Origin of the sequence: Chryseobacterium sp. S90, assembly GCF_047444895.1 — a bacterium.
Taxonomy (GTDB): Bacteria; Bacteroidota; Bacteroidia; order Flavobacteriales; family Weeksellaceae; genus Chryseobacterium.
In genome coordinates, this window is sequence record NZ_JBLGCX010000001.1 from 1,416,874 (window position 1) to 1,438,888 (window position 22,015).

General features: G+C 36.1%; 18 protein-coding genes. 9 read left to right on the plus strand and 9 right to left on the minus strand.

The window, feature by feature from the left end; genetic code table 11:
* Positions 1-138: 138 nt before the first annotated feature.
* From ACLMCG_RS06500 to ACLMCG_RS06520, 5 genes are all read right to left on the minus strand, one after another.
* Complete coding sequence (locus ACLMCG_RS06500; RefSeq protein ID WP_149388142.1) at positions 139-837, minus strand: DedA family protein; 699 nt, start codon at positions 835-837, stop codon at positions 139-141.
* Between the two features lie 86 nt (positions 838-923).
* Positions 924-2,036, minus strand: a complete 1,113-nt coding sequence (gene prfB / locus ACLMCG_RS06505) for a peptide chain release factor 2 (protein ID WP_413959234.1) — start codon at positions 2,034-2,036, stop codon at positions 924-926.
* A gap of 190 nt (positions 2,037-2,226) precedes the next feature.
* Entirely contained in the window at positions 2,227-2,718 is a 492-nt protein-coding gene (locus ACLMCG_RS06510) for a hypothetical protein (RefSeq protein WP_413959235.1), read from the minus strand.
* 17 nt (positions 2,719-2,735) lie between these two features.
* A complete protein-coding gene (locus ACLMCG_RS06515; protein ID WP_413959236.1) occupies positions 2,736-3,842 on the minus strand; it encodes an NAD(P)/FAD-dependent oxidoreductase in 1,107 nt (368 codons plus the stop codon).
* 132 nt (positions 3,843-3,974) lie between these two features.
* Positions 3,975-5,330 carry an ATP-binding protein gene (locus ACLMCG_RS06520; RefSeq protein ID WP_413959237.1) on the minus strand — a complete coding sequence of 452 codons (1,356 nt, stop codon included), beginning with the start codon at positions 5,328-5,330 and terminating at the stop codon, positions 3,975-3,977.
* Positions 5,331-5,446: 116 nt separating this feature from the next.
* Here ACLMCG_RS06520 and ACLMCG_RS06525 point away from each other — a divergent pair, with 116 nt between their 5' ends.
* The 3 genes from ACLMCG_RS06525 to ACLMCG_RS06535 all read left to right on the plus strand — a co-directional run bounded on the left by ACLMCG_RS06525 (position 5,447) and on the right by ACLMCG_RS06535 (position 7,957).
* Complete coding sequence (locus ACLMCG_RS06525; RefSeq protein ID WP_413959238.1) at positions 5,447-6,349, plus strand: ABC transporter ATP-binding protein; 903 nt, start codon at positions 5,447-5,449, stop codon at positions 6,347-6,349.
* 2 nt (positions 6,350-6,351) lie between these two features.
* On the plus strand, positions 6,352-7,197 hold the full coding sequence (locus ACLMCG_RS06530; protein ID WP_413959239.1) for an ABC transporter permease: 846 nt from the start codon (positions 6,352-6,354) through the stop codon (positions 7,195-7,197).
* A gap of 124 nt (positions 7,198-7,321) precedes the next feature.
* Complete coding sequence (locus tag ACLMCG_RS06535; protein ID WP_413959240.1) at positions 7,322-7,957, plus strand: hypothetical protein; 636 nt, start codon at positions 7,322-7,324, stop codon at positions 7,955-7,957.
* Positions 7,958-7,999: 42 nt separating this feature from the next.
* On the opposite strand, the gene msrB is transcribed toward ACLMCG_RS06535, so the two are convergent.
* The 4 genes from msrB to ACLMCG_RS06555 all read right to left on the minus strand — a co-directional run bounded on the left by msrB (position 8,000) and on the right by ACLMCG_RS06555 (position 10,468).
* Positions 8,000-9,097, minus strand: coding sequence for a peptide-methionine (R)-S-oxide reductase MsrB (gene msrB, locus ACLMCG_RS06540; RefSeq protein ID WP_413959241.1), 1,098 nt, complete (start codon positions 9,095-9,097; stop codon positions 8,000-8,002).
* A gap of 17 nt (positions 9,098-9,114) precedes the next feature.
* Complete coding sequence (locus ACLMCG_RS06545) at positions 9,115-9,558, minus strand: DUF417 family protein (protein ID WP_413959242.1); 444 nt, start codon at positions 9,556-9,558, stop codon at positions 9,115-9,117.
* 80 nt (positions 9,559-9,638) lie between these two features.
* The gene (locus ACLMCG_RS06550) at positions 9,639-9,851 is read right to left on the minus strand and encodes a hypothetical protein (RefSeq protein ID WP_413959243.1); all 213 of its coding nucleotides are present in this window, start codon (positions 9,849-9,851) and stop codon (positions 9,639-9,641) included.
* 62 nt (positions 9,852-9,913) lie between these two features.
* Complete coding sequence (locus tag ACLMCG_RS06555; protein WP_413959244.1) at positions 9,914-10,468, minus strand: sigma-70 family RNA polymerase sigma factor; 555 nt, start codon at positions 10,466-10,468, stop codon at positions 9,914-9,916.
* Positions 10,469-10,998: 530 nt separating this feature from the next.
* On the opposite strand from ACLMCG_RS06555, the gene alaS reads away from it, so the two are divergent.
* The 6 genes from alaS (at position 10,999) to ACLMCG_RS06585 (ending at position 21,835) form a co-directional block, all read left to right on the plus strand.
* The gene (gene alaS, locus ACLMCG_RS06560) at positions 10,999-13,602 is read left to right on the plus strand and encodes an alanine--tRNA ligase (RefSeq protein WP_223600451.1); all 2,604 of its coding nucleotides are present in this window, start codon (positions 10,999-11,001) and stop codon (positions 13,600-13,602) included.
* 456 nt (positions 13,603-14,058) lie between these two features.
* Positions 14,059-15,537, plus strand: a complete 1,479-nt coding sequence (locus ACLMCG_RS06565) for a hypothetical protein (protein ID WP_413959245.1) — start codon at positions 14,059-14,061, stop codon at positions 15,535-15,537.
* A gap of 65 nt (positions 15,538-15,602) precedes the next feature.
* Positions 15,603-17,417, plus strand: coding sequence for a cytochrome-c peroxidase (locus tag ACLMCG_RS06570; RefSeq protein WP_413959246.1), 1,815 nt, complete (start codon positions 15,603-15,605; stop codon positions 17,415-17,417).
* A gap of 300 nt (positions 17,418-17,717) precedes the next feature.
* The gene (locus ACLMCG_RS06575) at positions 17,718-20,045 is read left to right on the plus strand and encodes a hypothetical protein (RefSeq protein ID WP_413959247.1); all 2,328 of its coding nucleotides are present in this window, start codon (positions 17,718-17,720) and stop codon (positions 20,043-20,045) included.
* A 75-nt stretch (positions 20,046-20,120) separates the two neighbouring features.
* Positions 20,121-20,357: a hypothetical protein gene (locus ACLMCG_RS06580; RefSeq protein ID WP_213278487.1), complete on the plus strand. Its 237-nt coding sequence runs from the start codon at positions 20,121-20,123 to the stop codon at positions 20,355-20,357.
* Between the two features lie 8 nt (positions 20,358-20,365).
* Positions 20,366-21,835, plus strand: coding sequence for a M20/M25/M40 family metallo-hydrolase (locus ACLMCG_RS06585; RefSeq protein ID WP_413959248.1), 1,470 nt, complete (start codon positions 20,366-20,368; stop codon positions 21,833-21,835).
* Positions 21,836-22,015 lie beyond the last annotated feature (180 nt).

Genomic DNA, 22,015 nt, shown 5'->3' on the forward strand with positions numbered 1-22,015 from the left:
GTTAAGTGAAACGCCTCTGCGAACGAAAAATAACAGATATAATAATAACCTTGCGAACTTTGCGGGGTAAAAAACATTTCTTATGCATAAAAAAGCCATCTCACTATTGAGATGGCTCTATTTTGATTGAATTTTTATTTATTCAAAATCCTGGTCTTCATATTTTTTAGAAAGGTCTTCTTTTTTTCCGAATACAAATTTGAAGATCACCGGAAGTGTTGTCACCAGAACAATCACAATAATGATGTATTCCAGTTTCTCTTTTAGGTTGATTCCAAACTGCTCCATAAACAGTTTATCCAGATAATGTCCGGCAAAGATCAAAATGAATGACCATAGCACAGCACCAATAATATTATCTCTTAAAAATTCCTTTTTATCCATCTTCACAATTCCTGCTACAATGGGTGTAAAAGTTCTTACAACAGGTAAGAATCTGGCCATAATAATTGCTAATGCTCCGTGTTTTTCAAAGAAATCATGAGCCTGGTAAAGATATTTTTTCTTGAAAAGCATTGAATCCGGTCTTTTATATAAAGCAGGCCCGGCCTTTCTTCCGAAATAGTATCCTACTTCATTTCCAATAATAGCGGCAAGAGCTACTCCCGAAGCTAATAATGTAGTATCTAAGAAATCGCTCCCTGTAGAGCCAAAAGTCTCTTTGATGATTTCAACGGCATAAATTCCTGAAACGAACAAAAGTGAATCTCCCGGCAGGAAAAACCCTACAAAAAGCCCTGTTTCAGCAAATACGATAAACAAAATAAGCCAAAACCCTCCCATTTTAATATAAAACTCCGGGTTTAATAAATCCTTCCAGCTATTGAAATCTTCCATAAATATCGATGAACAACAAAAATAAGTCTAAAATGTCTGAAACAAAAATTAATTATAAGATTTTAACTAAAATTCAAACATGATTTTTAAAGGTCAAGGTCATCATCCGAAACCGCCGTCCCATCGGCCATTAGAAATGCTTTTAAGAATGGGGTAAGATTTCCATTCATTACAGCATCCACATCTGAAGTTTCATGACCTGAGCGTACATCTTTTACTAGTTTGTAAGGGTGCATTACATAATTTCGGATCTGGCTTCCCCATTCGATCTTCATTTTATTGGCTTCTATCTCATTTCTTGCCTTCATACGCTCTTCAAGTTCCATTTCATAGAGTCTTGAACGAAGAAGCTGCATTGCTTTTTCTTTATTCTGAAGCTGAGAACGGGATTCTGAGTTTTCAATGATAATTCCGGTTGGTGCGTGACGAAGACGTACAGCGGTTTCTACCTTGTTTACGTTCTGCCCTCCTGCTCCGGAAGACCTCATCGTTTCAAAAGAGATATCGGCAGGGTTAATATTAATTTCGATCGTATCATCTACCAAAGGATAAACATATACGGAAACAAAGCTGGTATGACGTTTTGCATTACTGTCGAAAGGCGAAATTCTTACTAAACGGTGCACTCCATTTTCACCTCTTAAATATCCAAAAGCAAATTCTCCTTCAATTTCCAGGGTAACCGTCTTCACACCGGCTACATCACCTTCCTGAAAGTTCAGCTCACGGATTTTATATCCTTGTTTTTCGGCCCACATGGTGTACATTCTCATCAGCATAGCCGCCCAGTCACAGCTTTCTGTACCTCCAGCCCCAGCGGTGATCTGAAGTACAGCAGAAAGCTCATCACCTTCATTGGAAAGCATATTTTTGAATTCAAGATCCTCAATTTTTTCTACCAATTGCGGAAAGGTCTCATCCAGTTCTTTTTCAGAATCCGGATCTTCTTTGGCAAAATCCACCAAAACCTGTATATCTTCAAACTGTGTCTGAATTTCATCATAACCTTCCACCCATTTTTTCTTGGAACGAAGCTGTTTTAAGAATGCTTCAGCAGTTTTCGGGTTATCCCAAAATTCAGGTGCTGCTGTTTTTTCATCATCATTGGCAATTTCTAGCTTCTTTTTTTCAATCTGAAGGTATCTGTGTAAGTCTTCAATCCTGGATTGAACTTCTTTTATCTGGTCGTTGTTAATCACGAATTTTTCTTTTTACAAAAATAAGGAATTCTTTTAGAGTGGAGAGGTGCGGGTTCAAAGTTCGGGTTTAAAGTTTTGGGGTTCGAGGTGCGGGGTGCGGGTTTTGGGTTCCGGCATGTGGAGTTCAGGGTTTGAATTCAATCTGGAAAAAATAGACTCTGAACTATTGAACTGGTGGGATAATGAGTAATTAGTCATTGATAATTTCAGCATCAAAGCTTCTTCTAAGATATTCTTTTGATTGTTTACTTTCCGATTTGAATCCTACCATAGTTAAAATGTAGACAAACAAGAGCATACCTAGAGGAAGAAAAAGTTCTACTGATATTTCCTTTTCTCTTATAGTTCTTATGGAAACTCCTATGAAGAAAATCAGAGCAAATGAACACCAGACTATTAAAAAAAAGAAGACAAATGCATGTAGCGACATGGTCACCTGTATTTGGGTTCCATTATTTTCATTTTGAATTCTACCATTTATCTGAGGAAGAAACGAGTTTCTGTACTGAATAACTTTGCTTATTTCAAAGCTATTATTATTCACAGTTCCTTCATATTCTTTTATATAATTTTTTCCAAAACCAAATTTTTTAGGTTCTACAAAGCCTGAAAGTCTTGTTAAAACTTCCTGTTCAGATAAATTTGTTTTGTAAGTAATGCGTTCGTAGGGTAAGTATTTCATTGGTATACCTCTTTATTTTAAATCATATCAGCCATTATTTCACCCATCTTAGGAGCCAGAGCAACGCCCATCCCTGAAAGTCTTACCGCGCAAAACTGTCTTTCTGAAAGTTGTTTTACAATAGGTGATTTTTCATCACCCATAGCCATAATTCCTGACCATCGGAGTGCTATTTTAAAGTCTTTATAAGGAAGTATGACTTCTTTTAAAAAGTTTTCCAAATGATTTTGTAGAAATTCTGTCGTTTCAAAAGCCGTTGTTTCTTCTGTTTCAAAATCCTGATTTCTTCCACCACCCAATAACACCCGGTTTCCGAGATTCCTGAAATAATAATACCCTTCATCATAGTGAAAAGTTCCTTTCAGCTTCAATCCTTCTATGGGTTCTGTCAGAAGAATCTGTCCACGGGCAGGAATGATATTTTCTTTTTCCAGAAACCTGGAAGTGAAAGCGTTGGTACAATAGATCACTTTATCTGCTTTTACAGAAAGATCACCGGAAAGACAAACCTCAATCTCATTAGCTGTTTCTTCAATATTTCCAACTTCTGTTCCGAATAAAAATTCTACTTTCAGCTCATGGCACTTTTCAAGCAGTTTCTGCAACAGTTTTCCTGAATGCAGACTCCCTTCACAAGGGTTTTCAATCAGAAATGCAGATTTTTCCAACCCGAATTTCTTTATTTTGTCCTGTTTCAAAGTATAGGTTTTATCCAGACCAGTTATTGCTTTCAGCTTTTCATTAACGGAATCGAGATAGAATAAAGGTTCTTCATTATTTAAAATTTCATAGCCGCCAGTAAGTTCAAAATCAATTTCATCATTTTTAAAATAATGCTGAATTTTCTGAAGTCCGTCAAATCTCATTTTAACAAGCTCCAGTGTTTTCTCCCAACCCATTTTCTGTGAATCAGCAATCACTTCAGTAAGGCTTCCGAAACAGGCAAACCCGGCATTCCTCGTTGAAGCTCCCAGAGGAATGGCATTCCGCTCAATAATTAAAATCGACTTTTCAGGATATTTCTCTTTGATAGATATTGCTGTCCAAAGCCCGGAAAACCCGGCACCAATGATAATGATATCTCTTTTCCTGTAGAAAGTTTCCAGTTCCCAGATGCTGTTCATGAGTGATTTTTATAAAATGTATTCATGTAAAAAAGTAAAATGTATTCATGACAAATTCATATCTGGTAAAAGATAGATCATAAAACCAGAAACCTCAAACTTTAAACTTTAAACCTTGAACTCTAAACCCTATTACCCCTTATCTTTCTCCTCCTCATTATGCTGAAAACCGATGGCTCTTTGTGGTTCTTCAACAACTCTATAAGTTTCCAGTTCGCTCTTTAATGCCTGAATTCTGAACTTAAAATCATCAAAATTATTGATAATAGCATCGGCTAAGAATCTGGCTACCTGATCCAGATATTCTTCAGTAAGCTTGGAACCTGCATCTCTTAAGGCTCCGCTCAAAAGATTCTGATCAATTTTCAGCTTCTCGTTTCGGGTTCTCTGATAAAGGTTTTTAATTCTTTTCTTTAAACTTTGTGTAAAATCTATCAGCATCGTATTGCTGAATGCTTTCATTTTTGAAGATATTTCATGCCAGAAAGGAACTTTATCTGCTTTGTTGTTTTTCAGTATTTTGTAAAGTAAAGAATCTTCTTCCAATCCTCTGGTCATAGCATATAAAATGATTTCTGAACGCTCTGAAGCATTAGGAGGAAAGATCGGGATCATCACATCAAATCTTCCCGGAGCAAGAATTTCTTCATCAATTTCCGAGACAGAATTGGCAGAGCCCACCATCAGAACACCTTCTTTTTCAAATTTCCCGATATAATGAAGGATAAGCTCCTGAGCTTCAAGATTACAGGATGCAACATCTGTTTCCGCTCTTCGCTGCATCATAATTTCATCAAAATCATCCATGAAAAGAAGCATTTTGTTTTCCTTCATCATGCTCAGCAGGAAATCACTGAAATTAATTTCATTCCCGTCAATTAAGGAAGTTCCTAAATAATGTTTTTTGACTTCTTTAAACTGATATCCGATGATTTCAGCAATTTTATTGGCCCAGAATATTTTACCGCTTCCCGGAGGGCCATACAGGATAATTCCTGCAGGTTTATTGATTCCCCAATCTTTGATCTGCTGTGGATTCAGGAAAGGTTCCAAAACAGTAGATGTATAAAAGAAAAGGTCTCTGTATCCTATGAAATCCCTTTGCTGCAGGCTGGTTTTATGCCCGAAATAATCATAGACAAACTGGTAGTTTCCTCCCAATTTGTTATCAATTCCATAACTTGATATCGAGGATTTGAAAAAGCCGTTATCAAAAATATTGAGGTTGTTATCTTTAATCACCTTTTCAACCTTTTCTTTAGGCTGATTAATAACTTTGGCAATCTGTTCCAGTGTTTTATTCTTATCCAGGTCTTTTTCGTACAACCTTAAAAAGTCTATATTTTCGCGGGCAAATTTTTCAAAATCGTCTTTTACTTCAAAATTGGTACTGATGCATTCTACCAATTCCAGATCGAAATCCTGTATAAACTGTTTTATGGCTTCTGCAGAAACATTAAGTTCTTCTGCCAGTTCAATTAGCTTCATAAGTCTTGATTAATTCTATCAAATTTAATGTATTTACCCATAAATTAATATTGATTTATGATAATTCTGTAACATTATCTAATTTATATAGACTACTACTATGTAAAACAAATTACATGGAAAAGATTTTATCAGTAAAAAATTTGACAAAGAAATTCAAAAGAGTTGTGGTCAACAATATTTCTTTTGATGTCGAAAAAGGAAATGTTTATGGGCTTTTGGGTCCCAATGGAAGTGGAAAATCCACCACTTTCGGGATGCTGCTTTCAACGATTAATCCTACCAGCGGAGACTGGTTCTGGTTTGGAAAAAAAGGAACAGATCCGGAAACTTTAAAAAAGATCGGAGCAATTATCGAACAACCAAACTTTTATCCTTATCTAAGTGCAGAAACCAATCTTAAAATTGTAGCAGAAATTAAAAATGCTCCTTATTCAAGGATTGATGAAGTCTTGAAAACCGTTAATCTGTATGAAAGGAAAAAAGATACGTTCAAAACCTTTTCTCTGGGAATGAAACAGCGTCTTGCAATTGCTTCCGCGATGCTAAACAACCCTGAAGTGATGATATTAGATGAACCAACCAACGGACTGGATCCGGAAGGAATTATTCAGATCAGAGAAATCATCAGTAATATTGCCAAACAGGGGATCACGATCATTATTGCCAGCCACCTTTTGGATGAAATTGAAAAAATCTGCAGCCATGTGATTGTATTGAAAGAAGGAAACTCCATCTACTGCGGAAGAGTGGATGAAATGACTTCCAACAACGGATATTTTGAACTGAAAGCTGACAACAATACGTTGCTTTTAAATGCATTGAACGAACTTCAATGGTTCTCTTCCATTAATCAGGAAGGTGATCTTATTAAGGCCCAGATCCGGGATGATACTTCTATTTCAGCTTCAGCAATGAATCAGAAACTGGCAGAAAAAGGGATTTACCTTTCCCATTTGACCAAGAAAAAACTGTCTCTTGAATCTCAATTCCTTGAACTTGTAAAAAACACCAATTAGTCATGATAAAATTATTAAAACTGGAATACTACAAAAACCTGAACTACAAACCGTTTAAGGTTTTCACAATACTTTATTTCGCCATTCTTATCGCTTTGCTTTTCATTGGATTGGTTGACTTTGATGTTTTTGGAGGAACGATTAACTTACAGGAACAGGGAATTTATAACTTCCCGGAAATCTGGAATTTCACCACATGGATTGTGGCTTTATTGAAAATCTTCCTGGGATTGATCATTGTTTTCTCTATTTCACAGGAATTCAGCAACCGAATGTTCAAGCAGAATACGATTGATGGATTAAGCAGAAAAGAATTCATTACTTCAAAACTACTGACGATAAGTATTTTTACGATCGTTTCAACATTGATTGTATTGGGTATTACTATATTCCTTGGTTATCAATATTCAAATACAAAAGAATCTGCAAAGGTTGTTGCTGAGATTTTCTTTATTGGAAATTACTTTGTAAAACTGTTTACTTTCTTCTGTTTCTTAATGTTTCTTTCCATTTTACTGAGAAAATCAGTGTTTGTATTTCTTGCTCTTTTTGTTTTCTGGATTGGGGAAGGAATTTTAACAGCTGTGGAAGTATTCTCAAAAGTAAAAGGGATGCAGGGGCCACAGAGAAATGAAATTCTTCAGAATGACTTTTTCATCACGCATCTTTTACCGTTGGAAAGTATGTCCAGCCTTATTCCTAATCCGATGATGAGATTAAATATGGCTAAAATGATGGGCGTAAAATATGAGTTCCACTACCCTACAGAAAGTCTTATTGCATGTCTGGTATGGTCTGCTCTATTCATATTCGGATCGTACTGGATTCTGAGAAAAAGAGATTGGTAGGTTTCAATGTTTAAAATTTAAAGATTGAATAATTTAAAATATTTAAAGATTATTTGTAAAGTGGTTCGTTTCGGATCACTTTTTTTGGCTTAAAATTTTCATTAGGTTTCGTTAAAAACTAACCATGAAAAAAATATTCTACATACCCGGATTAATCAGTGCCATACTGATCCCTGTTCTTTTTTGGTATTATGGAAATCAAAAGTTTGAAGACATTAATGTTTCCGTTATTGACATTGGGCTTCCTGCCAAAGAGAGAGAGGGTGATAAAAATACATTTGCAAGTTTCGAACCTTACAGAAACTGGGATTACAAAAAGATAAAAATAGCTTCCGGTACTGCCAAAGAAAATTCAAAATCATATGTTTATGAACTGAAAAATCTCCAGAAAAGGAATGAGAAAGAATCTGGTATTGAGTTTATTTTAGATCAAAATAATACCTATGGTGATTTTGTCTCTGTTTTGAATGATTTAGCAATAGCCAAACAAGATCAATATGCCGTTGATCTGGAGAAAACAGGACATATTTTTGCTGTTTACAGCTATATTAATCCCAAGGTGCAATATCCTGAATATGAATGTTTACTTTGTAATGATACTATAGATTGGGGACCAGCAGAAACTGATAACTATTATGGAAAAATCACAACAGCTCTTACAACGCTTCCAAAGGAGATCTACTTCTTTATATTTGGATTTCTGATATTTCTGAATATCTCCATGCTCAGCATCAAAGAAAGATTTCAACTATATCATTAATTCAAAATAAAAAGGCTGCCATCTGGCAGCCTTCCTTTCATATTACTTTTTATCTAACAACGGAAGATATTTTCCGTATCCTTTTGTTTCCATTTCAGCTTTTGGAATAAATTTCAGCGAAGCACTGTTGATACAGTAACGAAGTCCGCCTTTGTCTGTAGGACCGTCTGTGAAAACGTGTCCCAAGTGGGCATCACCGGTTTTACTTCTTACTTCTACTCTGTCCATTCCGTGAGTACGATCCAGTTTTTCATCAATCAAAGCCTTTGTAATAGGTTTTGAGAAACTTGGCCATCCACAGCCGGATTCAAATTTATCTGTAGAGATAAACAAAGGTTCTCCTGTGGTAATATCTACATAAATTCCTTCGCGGGTTTCATTCCAGTATTCATTCTGAAAAGGTCTTTCTGTGCCGTTTTCCTGAGTAACATTATACTGTTCTGCAGTCAGTTTTTCTTTTAAAACTTTTTTATCCTGTTTTTGGTAGGCTGGCTTTGGAAGCGGATTTGCTTTTTTTGCCATTTCAAAAAGTCCCGGTTCAATGTGGCAATATCCTCCCGGATTTTTATCCAGATAATCCTGATGGTAATCTTCTGCTCTATAAAAGTTTTTCAATGGAATAGTTTCTACCAATAAAGGCTTATTATAGTTTTTTGCCAGTTTCTGAACTTCTTCTTTTACAATGGCTTCATCTGTTTTGTTAGTGAAATAGATTCCTGTTCTGTACTGGTTTCCTCTGTCATTTCCCTGTTGATCTTTGCTTGTAGGATCAATGGTTTTAAAATAAAGGTCAATTAACAGCTTCAGATCTACCTGCTCGGGATCATACTTCACTTTCACTGTTTCAGCAAAACCTGTTGTATGGCTTACTACTTCTTCATAGGTAGGATTTTGAGTATTCCCGTTGGCATACCCTACATCTGTTCCTACAACTCCACGAATCTGTTGAAAAAAATGTTCTGTTCCCCAGAAACATCCGCCTGCAAAATAAATCTCTCTAACGTTTTTGTTATCCATAATTTTCTCATTTTCTTTTTTTATTTCCACTACATTAGGCTTGTTTTTTTTGAAAAGCCCGGATCCCGCAGCAAAGACTGCTATACCCAGAATGATTCCGAGTACAATTAATATATTTTTCATTTTTACCTTTTTATTCATTACTTATTATTTTGAACGAGCATCAATCCAAATCCTAAAAGCATCAGGTCTTTTACAATAAAGAAATCTGTCACAGGAACTCCATCCACCACTTTCCATATTCCCGGCGTTGTAAACAAATAGCTTAATGTTACCAGAAAAATGACTATCATTCCTATTCCTGCATACTTCTTCAGTACAGCAAATTTCGCACTAAATATCAGGAGTAATGCAATGATAATTTCTATCACTCCGATAAGATTTGACACTGCCTGAATGCTCATAATCTTATATACGAAAAAAGTTAAGAAATGGTTTTCTACCAAAGGTTTTATTGCGGCTGCTTCTGTAGGGGTAAATTTGAAAATACCGATCCACAGCAAAATAAGAGCTGCTCCGAAAAGGGAGATATAATACCCGGTCCGGGTGAATTGATTTTTAGATTCCTGTACTGTTCCGACCATGTTTTTAAGATTTTAATTGAATACTTTATTGTTTTCAATAGTATAGTCGGAGCCTTTTCACAATCCTGACAGAATTTTTCTTAGAAATTTAATTTATCGATCATTTTATTTTTAAAATCCTGAATTTCAGATTCATTTATTTCGGTTTTCTGTTCAGAAAATGTCTTGGCGAGAACTTTATCCAGGACTTCCAGTTTTTGTTTGTACATCCTGCACCATTTACAGATCATCAGGTGGATGTTAAGTTTTCTTTTTTCTTTGGCAGAAATGGTATCGGCATTATGTTTTTCCATGAGCAATGTTGCTTCACTGCATGGTAAAAAAAGGATATGTAGTATTTTTCTTATCATTTCATTTACGATCTTGAAAACCAGTTAAACTCCAGACATTCTCTCAGCTGTATCCGGCTTCTTTGAAGTATCTTCCAAAGATTAGTCGTAGAAACATTCAATTCCTGACTTACTTCCGGTGCTTTTTTTTCTTCGATATAATACATTTTAAGCAGAATCTTCCATCTGGAGGGCAATTCCTCAATACATTCCTCTAATGTTTTATTAAAATCCTGATTATCTAAAAGTTCATTACCTTCACCCGATACATTCCAGTCATTTAAAATATCATTATTTTTCCATGATCCTGTTTCATCAAAAAAATGATCGAGTCTGATATTAGGTTCTGATTTATATTTTTTTCGGTAAAAATCAGCAGTTTTCCTGTTCAGAATAGCCATCAGCCAGGTAAGAGGCTGGCTTTTCATTTCAAAAGAATCATATCCCGAGTAGGCAGCGAGAAAAACCTCCTGAACTACGTCCTGAGCATCCTCCTTATTTGAAAGCAGGTAAAGCGCTTTTTTCAGAAGCGGCCCGGAATACTGTTCTATCCAGCTTTTCAATTCTTCATCTTTTGTCATTTACTTTTATTCGAATTTAATAAAATCAAGATTAGCACATCTTTACGGTTCTTAACAAATATAGTGCTATACTAAACAGAAGTGTATAAATTATTGTAAGAAATAATGCCCAATATCCAATATTTTTCTTTTCTAACTTTAAACTCCAAACAGAGAAAATCCAATCGATAATGAATACAGGAATCATAAGATAAATACAAAAATTCACCAATACAGAAGTTACAGCATCAGGAATAGATTCTTGAAAAAAATATACCAGAACAATAAAAATAGGATAAGCAATTGTAATTCCGATTACCCATTGAGCCAATATTCGCGCTTTCATTTTCAATTATCTCAAATATTTTCAGAAAGATAAATAAAATTTTTAAATCTTGTTATGAACACCGTAAACCTATAAGGTTTACGACACATCCATTAGTCCAACCTATCCCCATTCAAAACATAGCATAAAATTATTACAAATCGCTTAAAAATCTTAAATTTGCATCTTATCAAAATTTGATATTAAAAAAAGCAAAAGCAATACTATGACATCACAAGAAATACGTCAAAAATTTTTAGACTATTTTAAAAGTAAAGGGCACCTTATCGTTCCTTCAGCTCCTATTGTGCTGAAAGACGACCCTACCCTTATGTTTTCCAACTCCGGAATGACGCAGTTCAAGGATTTCTTCCTGGGCTACAAAACACCTACCGCCCCTAGAATTGCCGATACACAGAAGTGTCTTAGAGTTTCAGGGAAGCACAATGACCTGGATGATGTAGGTAGAGATACTTACCACCATACCATGTTTGAAATGTTAGGAAACTGGTCTTTCGGGGATTACTTCAAAAAAGAGGCTATTGCTTTTGCCTGGGAATTACTGACTGAAGTATACGGAATTCCAAAAGAAAATTTATACGTAACGATTTTTGAAGGTGATGCTTCTGAAAATCTGGACAGAGATCAGGATGCTTATGATTTCTGGAAATCTCACATTTCAGAAGACAGAATTATCAACGGAAATAAAAAAGATAACTTCTGGGAAATGGGTGAAAGCGGACCGTGCGGACCGTGTTCAGAAATCCATGTTGACTTAAGAACACCGGAAGAAAAAGCTAAAGTTTCAGGGCTTGAACTGGTAAATAATGACCACCCACAGGTTGTAGAAGTATGGAACCTGGTTTTCATGGAATTCAACAGAAAAGCAGATAAATCGTTAGAGAAGCTTCCTGCTCAGCACGTGGATACGGGAATGGGCTTTGAACGTCTTTGTATGGCGCTTCAAGGGAAGTCTTCCAACTATGATACAGACGTTTTCACACCGCTTATTGCTAAAGTTGAAGAACTTTCAGGTAAAAAATATACAGGAATTTTAGAAGACGAAAAAGATATTGCCATCCGTGTTGTGGTAGATCACATCAGAGCGGTTTCTTTTGCGATTGCAGACGGACAGTTACCTTCAAATGGAGGTGCAGGTTATGTAATTAGAAGAATTTTAAGAAGAGGAATTTCTTATTCTTACCGATTCCTGGATATGAAAGAGCCTTTCCTTTACAAATTGGTGGCTGTTCTTCAGGAGCAAATGGGACCTTTCTTCCCTGAACTTGAAAAACAAGGAAAACTGGTTGCTGAAGTGATCAAAAGTGAAGAAGATTCATTCTTAAAGACAATTGAAAACGGTCTGATCAGAGTTGAAAAACTGATTCAGCAGACTATTGCAAATAATCAGAAAGTATTACCAAGCGAAGAGGTTTTTGAATTGTATGATACTTATGGTTTCCCTGATGATTTAACAAGAATCATTGCTGAAGAAAAAGGGTTAACGATTGATGAAGAAGGTTTCAAAGCTGAGATGGAGAAACAAAAACTTCGTTCAAAAGCTGATTCTGCTCAGAAAGTATATGACTGGGTAAATCTTGAATCGAAGCCCGAAACCTTTGTAGGATATGACCAGACTGAATCTGAAACGTATATTACCAGATACAGAAAGGTAGAAAATAAAGACGGAGAATTTTACCAGGTAGTACTAAGCAGCTCCCCTTTCTATCCTGAAGGAGGTGGACAGGTTGGAGACAAAGGTGTTCTTGAGAACGCTGTTGAAAGCTTTGAAGTACTGGAAACGAAAAAAGAAAACGGATTGATCATTTCATTAATCAGCGGTCTTCCGAAAGATGCAGGCGCTGTTTTCTATGCTAAAGTAAATGCTTCTGAAAGAAAAAACTCTCAGGCAAACCACTCTGTAACTCACCTTCTGCACGAGGCTTTAAGAGACGTTTTAGGTACTCACGTAGAGCAGAAGGGGTCTTATGTAGGTCCTGATTATCTACGTTTCGACTTCTCTCACTTCAATAAAATGACAGAGGAAGAACTGGCATTAATTGAAGAAAAAGTAAATAAGAAAATCAAGGAAAGTATTGCTTTACAGGAATTCAGAAATATTCCGATCCAGGAAGCTCTGGAGAAAGGAGCAATGGCTTTATTTGGTGAAAAATATGGTGACAGCGTAAGAATGATCCAGTTTGGAAGTTCAAAAGAACTTTGCGGAGGAACTCACGTAAAAAACACCAGCGAAATCGGTCATTTCAAAATCACTTCTGAAGGTTCTGCTGCTGCGGGAATCAGAAGGATTGAAGCGATTTCAGGAGATAAATCTGAAGAGTATTTCAGCAATCTTGAAAAACAGATTATTGAGCTTTCTCAATTATTAAAGTCTAAAGATGTGGTAAGATCTATCGAGAAACTGATCGAAGAAAATACATCATTGAAGGCTGAAGTAGATGCTCTTAAAAAGGAAAAAGCAAAAGGGGAAATCGGAGAATGGAAAAATGCTTATGAGCAGAAAGGCAACAAACAGCTTCTTGTAAAGAAAACTTCTCTGGATGCAGGTTCTGTAAAAGACATTGTATTCCAGCTGAAGAGAGAAATCCCTGCTTCTGTAACGATCATTCTTTCTGATGCAGACGGAAAACCAATGATTACTGTTGGTGTTTCTGATGATCTGGCTGCAGATTATCAGGCTGGCACTATCGTAAAGGATCTTGCAAAAGAAATCCAAGGTGGTGGTGGTGGAAACCCAGGCTTCGCAACAGCTGGTGGTAAAAACCTTGAAGGGTTGGAAAACGCTTACCAAAAAGCGTTGAATATCTAAAATAGAAATATCTATTATAAATTTTAGCCCCGGCTGTCTCGGAATCGAGACAGCCGGGGCTGTTTTTATTAAATAATATAGTTTTTTTTAAACCAAAGTATTTTCTATAATACTTTATATTTCAGGAGGCAAAGAAGGAAATCAACTTCATTGATTCTGACGAAGCTTATGTAATAATCATGCTTCTATCAGATAAAGCATACTTTTCCATAAACATCTGTGTAATCCGTGAAATCAGTGAGAGATTAAATAATTTGGGAAAGCTGTATACTATTCAAACAAATCCACCAGCGATTAAATCATTGAAAATAAGACATTTTATTTATATCCATTCTAATTATTGACCTTATCTTAACAAATCATCATCTAATCTTAAACTATTTGTTTTGTCTTCTTAAAACTTAGTTAACACTATACCTTTAGTTTTGTCATAATCGAAATTCAAAAAACCTATTTATGAAAATTAACAAAACTATCGGAGCCCTACTCTTTGCTTCCCTTGTATTTCAAGGCTGCAATGATGACAATAACGGGAACTCTGACACTCCTGTCAATGACAAAATCAAAATTGAAAATTTTTCTAAAGAACCAGCTTTCGTTTTTGGGATGCCTGGTTTTGAAAATTTAAATATTACTACCCTTATTTCCAGCTCTGATGTTCTTTCAGGTTCTCCCGATTTCGTTTTCGGAGGTCAGCCGGATGGTATGGGAATTATGAAAGATCCTAATTCTGACGGTTATCTGATGATCACCAATCATGAGATCAAACAATCTGTATCAAGAGTATATTTAGATAAAACGTTTAAGCCTGTAAAAGGAGAATATATTTTAAATGGAACCGGAGGAATGACAAGATTATGTTCCGCAACATTGGCAACTCCTGAAACTCACGGTTTCAGTGCTTTTCTTACTGCCGGAGAATCTGGTGAAGAAAGTATGGTTCACGCTTTGAATCCACTGGCACCAATATCTCAGGCATCGGATAAGACAAGAGTAAAACCAGCTTTAGGAAAGGCTTCAATGGAAAATGCAGTTCCGCTTCCTAAAGATGTTTCCAATGGAAAATCTTATATCATCATTGGTGAAGACCAGTCTTATTCTTCTTCTCACCAGTCTGCAGGACAATTAATCATGTATGTTGCCGATACCCAGGGAGATCTTGATAACGGAAAGTTATATTCTTTAAAAAGAACCAACAGCAACTATACTGAAACAGATATGACGAAAGGAAGCAGCTACGATGTAGAATTCGTTGAAATTCCTAACGCCAAAAATCTTACAGGAGCTCAGATCAACCAGAAAAACATTGATAATAATGCGATCCGTTTTTCAAGAGTGGAAGATGTAGATTACAGAAAAGGAGCAGGAAAAGGAAGAGAGATTTACTTTACCGCTACCGGAGAATCTTCTGATGGTGTGAATCCGAAAACTGGATTAACGATGTGGGGAAGAGTTTATAAGCTTGTTCTGAACTCCAACAATATGCTGACAGGAAAGCTGGAAGTGGTTGCTGAAGGAGATTCCAATCCAGGAAATAATCTTATCAATCCTGACAACTTATGTGTGACTGAAAACTTTGTATACATCCAGGAAGATGGGGATTCTTATTACAAAAATGCCAACCACGATTCTTACATCTGGCAGCTGAATATCGCTACAAAACAGTATAAACCATGGTTGAACATGAAGCACAACAGAAATGATACTGCATGGCAGACTGCTTACAACCAATCCGGAGATCTGCAGAAATTCGGTTCATGGGAATTCGGGGCAATGGTTGATATTTCTGACATCATCGGAATTCCAAATACATTCTCAGTGAATATCCACTCTCATACATGGCAGCTGGATAAATTCAAAAATCCTGACGGTTCCGGAATCAACACCAATAAAGAAGGTGGACAGATCGTCATCATCAGAAACGTAGAAAAATAGTTTTAATTCCTTCATATCAAATTAAAGTATCAATAGAAAATCTCTGTTGATACTTTTTCATACTTATGAGTAAACTTTCAAAATACCCGATCCTCCTTTTCTTATACTGCGCAGCAGCACTTTTTACGCTCTATTATTGTAAAAATGATAAACAGCAGCCAGTATATGAAGATCTTGGTTCTGTAAAAAACAGGATTATCAAAACCAATACTGATTTTGAAAAACAGATCAATGAACTGAAAGCCCTTGTTTCTAAAGATTCTGACGAAAAACTTCTTCAGGAAAAATTTCAGGATATCAGAAAAACCTACAAAAAAATGGAATGGGCTGTAGAATACTTCCTTCCCCACTCTGCGAGATTTATCAATGGTCCTGCCCTTCCTGAAATAGAAATGGACGAGCATACAGAAATTGAACCCGAAGGACTGCAGGTTCTTGAAGAGATGTTTTATCCCTATGATAAAGGGAATAAGGATGAGGTGACCAGAATGCTCAATAAGCTCATCAATAAAAGCAATACCATAGCAACCAACTTTCAGGTAATTACGATTAGTAAAGACCAGGTTTTTGATGCGTTAAGACAGGAAGCTTTCAGGATTTCAAGTTTGGGAATTGCAGGTTTTGACACTCCGGTTTCCGGAACTTTTTTACAGGAAATGCCTTCTTCACTGAAGGGGATCAAAGAGACACTGGAACAAATTTCCACTGAACGTTCGAAAGACAAAGCTTTAAAAAGTATCATTACAGAAATCAATTCAGCCACTGAAGCTCTGAAAAAAAACACAGACAAAAATACTTTTGACTACGCCAGTTTTATCCCTGATCATTTGAACAAGATCACCACCCTGATGCTGGATTTTAAAAACCAGGAGAAAATTCCGGATGTTGAGGTAACAACAGCTCTAAACAAAAATGCGGCTACATTCTTTGCTAAAAATGCTTTCAATCCTAATGCTTTCACTCCGGGAAAAGAATATGCATTCTCTGAAGAAAAGGCTTCGCTCGGGCACCAGCTTTTTAATGATAAAATCCTTTCCAACAACAATAACCGAAGCTGTGCTACCTGTCATATTCCTGAGAAAGCATTTACTGACGGGCTTGCCAGATCTATGTCACTGGAAAATTCGGAGCTTGCAAGAAATGCTCCTTCTCTCAACTATGCAGGCTATCAACACGGTCAGTTCTGGGATATGAGAAAAGATGACCTGGAAGGACAGAGTTCGGATGTGATCTCCAATAAAGAAGAAATGCATGGAGATCTGAATGTCATTCTCGCGAAAATCAATCAGGATAAAAACTATCAGGCGGCATTTAAAAAGATTTACCATTCTCAAAAAACAGAGATTTGGCAGCTTCAGAATGTACTCGCGAGTTATATCCGTTCTTTGTCAAAATTCAATTCTGCTTTTGATGATTATATGAGGGGAAATAAGTCAGCAATGACAGAAAACCAAAAGCGAGGGTTCAATCTTTTTGTTGGAAAAGCTCAATGTGCTATATGTCATTTTGTTCCTTTATTCAATGGTACAGTTCCTCCCAATTTCAAGAAAACCGAACAGGAGGTTTTAGGAACGGCAGTCAATGGTGAAAATAAAACCTTTGACAATGATCCGGGAAGAGGAAAATTTCATGAAACAGTACCTTCATTGCAGCATTCCTTTAAAACGCCTACCCTCAGAAACATCAATAAAACAGCTCCTTATATGCACAACGGAGGTTACAGAACATTGAAAGAAGTAATGAATTTTTACAACAAAGGCGGTGGAAAAGCTTTTGGATTTAAAGTAGACAATCAAACACTGTCTGATACTCCTTTACAGCTTACTGATAAGGAAATAGATGATATTATTGAATTTATGAAAGCCTTGGATGATCAATAAACTATCAAAAACAAAATAACAAGTGATCAAAAACTCTTGAACGAACCGGGTTCAGGAGTTTTTTTATTGGAAATTTCCATGAAATACAGAAAGACTACCTAAGTGTTCTCATCATTCAATTTTATAAGGTACAAAGTACATGAAAACATTAGATTAAATCAATGTTATACTATGTTAAAAACTTTTCCAGAACAATAAATATCATTAATTTTGACCTAGTAATATTACATGAAAAGGGGTTTACTGTTATTATTTTTTCTGATCTGCTTTTTGGGGTATTCGCAATCAAAAATTAAGATTGTGGATGACGCCAGTCAAAAGCCTGTTTTTAATGCAAAAGTATCCTGTGACAACACCGTCATTGGATACACTAATGAACAGGGCGTTCTGGAATTTAAAACAGGATGCAAAAACATTGATATTGACGCTGATTCTTACCAGAAAGAAACGATATCCGTGGAGAGCAGTATGGAGATTTCCCTGCTCAAAAAGTCTTCAAAAACCACCAGTATTGAAGCTGTAGTTATTGAAGATAAAAGCGATCCCCGGGCTTTGGAAATTCTGAAAAAAGTGAACAAACTTTTTAACGAAAACTCTCCAAAAAGTTTGGGTTCCTACTCTTATAAATCTTACGAAAAAATATCTCTGGATATTGATGAGGACAGTCTTACACAGTTTAATCAATATTTCAATGATTTAAATATTTTCAAGAAAAAAAGGGAAAAAGACTCGTTGAATAATATTTCCGCAAGAAAAGTATTTTCAAAAAGTAAACTTTTTCTCTGGGAAAGGGCACAGGAGTTTTTATATTCCAAAAAATATGGTGAAAAGATCAATATTCTGGACAACAGAATTTCTGGTCTGAAGCAGCCTATCTATGAAATGATTGCACTCCAGCAGAGTAACAGGGACATTGTTCCTGAGCAGGTGAAGCCCGAAAACAGAGGATTGTACAGGTTCTTTCTTTCGGATACCGTTACTCTTGACGGGAGAAAAAACTTTGTGATCCGTTTCCGTGAAGTCAATTACAAAAAACCGGACAGAAAAAGAAAGTATAACGGCGCCATTTATGTAGATACGGAAACCTACGGAATCAAAAAGATTGAAAATTTCAGTAAAAATAAAAACGACGGAATTATTACCAGCACATGGGTATTCTACAATAACAAATGGTTCCTCGCCCATGAAAAAACAAAGCTTAAAATGGGTAAAATGGCAATGGATGACAAGGAACATGCTGACGATAAGAAAGAGAAAAAAAGCTTTGGCACCTATGCTTTCCTCACCTCAAAATATTTTGATTTTGAAGCTCCTATCGAAGAGAATCCCAAAGATTTCAAAGGCTATACTTTCTCCGTAAAAAATATTGACGGCCATTCTCTGGACCGTTACAGAACAGAACCTCTTACGGAAAGAGAACAAAATACCTATAAGACCATCGATAGTTTAGGTAAAAAATATAAAATCGACAGCAAAGCACAGATCTTATCCGGATTACTGAACGGACAAATCAGAGTAGGCTCTGTAGATTTCGCGGTGGATGAAATTGTCAATTATAACTCTTATGAAGGCTTCAGATTAGGTTTAAAAGCAAAACTGAATGAAAATTTCAACCCTTATTTTTCACCGGACTATTATTTTGCATACGGAGTAAAAGACAGAAGATGGAAATACGGAATGGGGCTTGATATGAAAACCTCGCTGGAAAAAAATTCAATTTTCAGATTTGAGGTGTATGATGATGTTACGGCATCAGGAGAGTTCAACAGAAAACTCTGGAACTTCAAAATGAGAACGATGAATTTCGGGAATAACCTGAATAATGATAAATATTTTCACTTCAAAGGAGCATCTTTATCGTATATGAATGACGTAACCAATGGTCTTACCCTTGCTCTTGCTGTTAGAAGGAATACAGAAGAAGCAGAATTTGATTATCAGTTCAGAGACAGAGGGACTTCATACAGAAATTTCAATACACTTTTTACCTTAAAATATTCTCCGAATTCTACCAATATTATGACTCCTCAGGGAAAATCTCTGATTGACCAGAAGTATCCTGAGCTCTATTTTAATTATGAGCAGAGCTACAAACTGCTGCAGGGGAATTTTAATTATTCCCGTTTTGACGCCCTTTTTGTTCACAATTTTAAGACACCGATCGGGACTACGGGTTTCAGGCTGTACGGAGGTGCTGTTTTGGGTGAAGCGCCAATATGGAAAAACTTTACGATGAACGGGCTTGCTTCTCCCGGTAAGGATTTCAATTTTAACCTTACTTCTTACCTTGGATTTGCTACCCTGGAAGGAGGAAAATATTATAATGACAGGTTTATCGCGTATTACTTCACTCACAAGCTGCCTTGGTATTTCAAAAGTTTCGGGCACAATGTTTCCAGTTTTGATTTTGTTCTGAGAGGAACTATCGGAGATATGAAACATCCGGAATACCATCAGTTTAAGTTCAGAAAGCTGGATCACCTGTATCAGGAAGTAGGTTTGGAATGGAACAATTTCCTTTCCAGTTATTTTAACTTAGGTTTATTCTACAGAGTTGGGTATTACGCAACTCCTCATTTCAAAGAAAACTTTGCCATTCAGTTTAAACTGAAGTTTCTCGAGTTTTAATCGTCAGAAAAAGACAAAATCTTTATTTTTGAATGTAAATTCAGAAATATTCACCGATAATATATAAAAAAGAACATGCAGAAAATCGAAATCAAAGCAGAACAGTTTTTTGAATTATTAAAATTAAAAGACACTCCGATGTGGGAAATTTTCTCACAGATGATCGATGGGAACGAAAAGGAAATTATCTTTTTAGACAATGAAGACAAGATCCTTTTTAATTATATTTTACCTTCTACAAAGGAAAAACTGGAAGAAGACAGAAAGGAATTTTCAAAACAGTTTTCAGAGAAATTAGCTGAATTTAATTAAATGCTGCTATGAATAAAAATTACATTTACTCTCTGTTGAGCCTTTTCCTGTTTACCCTGGGAAATGCTCAGAATTATAAAAAGCCTTTGGTTTCTGCCATCAAAGAAGCTGATCTTCGTACCGATATGTATCAGCTTGCTGCAGATCAGTTCTGGGGCCGTGAAGCCGGAACGCTGGATGAATTAAAAGTCTCCATGTGGCTTGCTGACAAAGCAAAAGAAGCAGGAATGAAACCTGCCGGAGATAACGGAACATTTTTCCAGTTTTTTGATATGTACAGACATCAGGTAATTCCTCAAAGCAGCCTGAAAATTGGAGACAATAGTTTAAGATTATGGAAAGACTTTCTGGTTGCAGAGCCTGTAAATGCTTCTATAGATGCAGACATTGTGTATGCCGGAAATGCAGAGCCTGAAGATCTTGCTAAACTAAATATCCAAGGAAAAGTTCTTGCTGTAAACGCCTCAGATAAAAACATCTCTAAGGACATGACCCTTTTTGTAAGAAGATATCCGGGATTTGTAAGAAATAAATATTACAATAAAGCTTCTGAACTGGGAGCAAAAGCAATTATTTTCATTACCGACGACACCTCTGAACAAAGCTGGGTGGAAGTACTTCCTCAAATGACAAGAGGAAGCTATGGTGTGGAAGGCTTGAGAGAAAAAATCACCAATAACATTCCTGTTTTATGGATCAAAAGAGAAAATGCCGGATGGGTAAAAAACAATCCTAAAGCTTCTCTGAACCTCATCACTGAAACCTACAAATATCCATCAGTGAATATCATCGGAAAAATAGAAGGTACCGATCCTGTTCTTAAAAACGAATATGTTCTGCTAAGCGGACATCAGGATCATGACGGAATACGACATCCTGTAAAGAATGATACCATCTACAATGGTGCTGATGATAATGCAAGTACCTGTGTTGCGATGCTGGCAATGGCTAGAGCTTACAAAAAACAGCCGGGGAAAAGAAGTATCCTGTTCGTTTTTCATGGAGCTGAAGAAAGAGGATTGCTGGGTTCCAGATGGCATGCAGCTCATCCTGTTGTTCCAAAAGAGAAAATTGTAGCCGTGCTTAATGGTGATATGATTGGAAGGAATGATAATAATGAAGCTGCTTTATTAGGAGGAAATGCTCCACACAAGAATTCTGAAGAACTTGTGAAAATGGCTGAAGAAGCCAATAATGAGAGTACAAAATTCAAATATCTGAAAGATTGGGATTCTCCGAGCCACGCTGAATATTTTTATTTCAGAAGCGATCATCTTCCTTATGCTAAAATTGGTATTCCTGCCATATTCTTCACGAGTGTACTGCATGATCAGTACCATACGCCACAGGATGAATCTGAAAACATCAACTACAAAAAGCTGTATAAAATGACTGAATGGATGTACAGAACATCCTGGAAAGTTGCTAATGAAGCAGAACGTCCGAAAGTAATTTCAAATTTTTCACTGGAAAGATAAAATAAAAAGCTTCACAGATTGTGAAGCTTTTTCGTCATTGTGTTTTTAGAATCTGTTTTAATACGAAATAATTTAATATAGAATATGATTTGGAAGCATTAAGAAGAATTTAGATTATAAGAATGTTAAGATTCAAATAAATTTGAACGAAGCACTCTGCTTAATAAATATCAAAAGTTC